3 protein-coding genes are annotated in these 2,430 nt (G+C 71.3%); 2 read left to right on the plus strand and 1 reads right to left on the minus strand.

What is annotated here, in order from left to right:
• Positions 1-61: 61 nt before the first annotated feature.
• Positions 62-634 carry a dihydrofolate reductase family protein gene (locus C1J00_RS42090; RefSeq protein WP_102914076.1) on the minus strand — a complete coding sequence of 191 codons (573 nt, stop codon included), beginning with the start codon at positions 632-634 and terminating at the stop codon, positions 62-64.
• A 228-nt stretch (positions 635-862) separates the two neighbouring features.
• On the opposite strand from C1J00_RS42090, the gene C1J00_RS42095 reads away from it, so the two are divergent.
• Positions 863-1,825 carry a bifunctional helix-turn-helix transcriptional regulator/GNAT family N-acetyltransferase gene (locus C1J00_RS42095; RefSeq protein ID WP_102914077.1) on the plus strand — a complete coding sequence of 321 codons (963 nt, stop codon included), beginning with the start codon at positions 863-865 and terminating at the stop codon, positions 1,823-1,825.
• Between the two features lie 11 nt (positions 1,826-1,836).
• Positions 1,837-2,430, plus strand: a 594-nt coding sequence (locus tag C1J00_RS42100) for a sugar phosphate isomerase/epimerase family protein (RefSeq protein ID WP_102914078.1), incomplete at its 3' end; no start/stop codon positions are given.

Genomic DNA, 2,430 nt, shown 5'->3' on the forward strand with positions numbered 1-2,430 from the left:
GGTGGGGACCGCTGCCGGCCCCACGCCCCTGCTTCGGCCTGAACGGACCCGCCGGGCCTCGTCAGCGGACGACGTCGAAGACGTTCTTCTGCAGACCGTTGGCGTAGGCCTCGTGCTCGACGAGCCGCAGCTTCTGGGTGTCCTTGTCCGTGGCGCTGAAGAGCCGCTTGCCCGCCCCCAGCAGGAGCGGAAAGACGAGCAGGTGGTAACGGTCGATCAGGCCGGCGTCCGAGAGCGACTGGTTCAGGGAGGCGCTGCCGTGGACGATGATCGGGCCGCCCTCGGTCTCCTTCAGAGCGGCGACGTCGTCCAGTGAGCGCAGGATCGTGGTCTCGCCCCAGTTCGACACCAGGTCGTCCTCGGTGAGGGTGGTGGAGACGACGTACTTCGGCATCACCTTGTAGTCGGCGAAGTCCTCCATGTCGGGCCACACCGGGCTGAACGCCTCATAGCTGGTGCGGCCCAGCATCATCGCCGTGGCCTCCTGCTGCTCCCGGCCCTTGATCTCGAACGCCTCGGGAAGGAACTCGACGTCCTTGAAGGTCCACCCGGAGTTCCGGTAGCCGGGCTCGCCGCCCGGGGCCTCCACGACGCCGTCGAGCGAGACGAAAGCGGTGCTGATCAGAGTGCGCATCCTGGTTCCTCGGTATCTCGTGCCGGCTTCTCAGCGGATTTCCGTCGGTGCACGCTTCCACGACACTCGCGGCTGCGACGCACGATCACTTCCTCTGACTGCGGAACACGGAGAAAGTCATCGGCTGTCGCCCGTCCGGATCGCCTCGTGCCTGGGCTCGGCCGCCCCGGACCGCTAGCCTCGAACCACGGGTATCTCTGACTGAGTCAAGCATCGGGGGTCGAGGCCATGACCGTCCAGGACATCCGCTCCTTCAACCGCTTCTACACGAACGTCATCGGCGCCCTCGACTACGGCCGCCGGCTCTGCGCCCCCTACACCCTCACCGAGTCCCGCGTGCTCTACGAGCTGGCGCGCGCACCCCGTACGGACGCCGCCGACCTGCGGGCCCAGCTGCACCTGGACGCCGGCTACCTGACCCGCATCCTGAACAGGTTCGAGGAGGACGGGCTGGTCGAGCGCGGCCCGTCCGAGACGGACCCGCGCCGCCGCAGCGTCACACTCACCACGCCCGGCCGGGAAGCCGCCGCGCTGCTCGACGAACGGGCCCGCGCGTCGGTCGGGGCGATGCTGGACACGGTCCGGGCCGAGGACCGGCCCCGGCTCGCGGAGGCCATGCGGACCGTCCGGACGATCCTCGGCGACGGCCGTGCCCCGCTCCTACAGGACGTCGTCCTGCGCGAGCCCGCCCCCGGCGACCTCGGCTGGATCGTCCAGCGCAACGCCGCGCTCTACGCGGCCGAGTACGGCTTCGACGCCGACTACGAGGGGCTGGTCGCGAGGATCGTCGCCGACTATGCCGACGCCCACGACCCGCGTCGGGAGCGTACCTGGATCGCCGACCTGGACGGCAGGCCGGTCGGGTGCGTGATGTGCGTACGGGACGCGCCCGGCACCGCCCGTCTGCGGCTGCTGCTCGTGGAGCCGGACGCGCGCGGCCTCGGCATCGGAGACCGCCTGGTCGGGACGCTCGTCGACTTCGCGCGCGAGGCCGGCTACCGCGAGGTCGTCCTGTGGACGAACGACGTCCTCACCGCGGCCCGCCGTATCTACCGGCGCAACGGTTTCGCCCTGGTCGCGGAGAAACCGCACCGCTCCTTCGGCCGGGACCTGACCGGCCAGGACTGGCGACTGGATCTTCACGCAACACCCGGGGGCCGGAGGGGAGTCGCAGGCGGGGGTGCCGGGTAGGGTCCGTCCACATGAAGCTGGCGTTCTCCACCCTCGGTGTCCCCGGCCTGCCCCTGCCCGACGTCCTGCGGCTCGCGGCCGCCCACGGCTATCACGGCGTGGAGCTGCGCACCCACCCCGAGGAACCGGTCCACACCGGCCTCGGCCCCGCCGAACGGGCGGACGTCGCGGCCGACTTCAAGGGAGCGGGCGTAGAGCTCCTCGGCCTGGCGGGTTACGCACGGGTCGCCGCGCCGGGCGACGACGAGCCCGTCCTGGCCGAGATCCGCGCCCTCCTGGACCTGGCCCACGACCTCGGCGCCCCGTACATCCGCGTCTTCCCCGGCGGCGACCTCGACGTCCAGACCCCGGAAGAGGCCGACGCGACGGCCGCCCGCCGCCTGGGCACGGCCGCCGAACACGCCAATGACCTGGGCGTACGCATCCTCCTCGAAACCCACGACTCGCACCGCACCGCCGCCGACGCGATGCGGATCCTCGGCCTCGTCGGCCACCGTCAGGTCGGCGCCCTCTGGGACGTCATGCACACCTGGCTCGGCGGCGAACAGCCCTCCGAGACCTACGCGGCGCTCTCCCCCCACCTCGGCTACGTCCAGGTCAAGGAC

Source organism: Streptomyces cahuitamycinicus (genome assembly GCF_002891435.1).
In the GTDB taxonomy this organism is placed as follows: Bacteria; Actinomycetota; Actinomycetes; order Streptomycetales; family Streptomycetaceae; genus Streptomyces; species Streptomyces cahuitamycinicus.

Excerpts from the sequence above, each read along its gene's own strand:
- C1J00_RS42090 (WP_102914076.1), bottom strand. The coding sequence starts at position 634 with ATGCGCACTCTGATCAGCACCGCTTTCGTCTCGCTCGACGGCGTCGTG.
- C1J00_RS42095 (WP_102914077.1), top strand. The coding sequence starts at position 863 with ATGACCGTCCAGGACATCCGCTCCTTCAACCGCTTCTACACGAACGTC.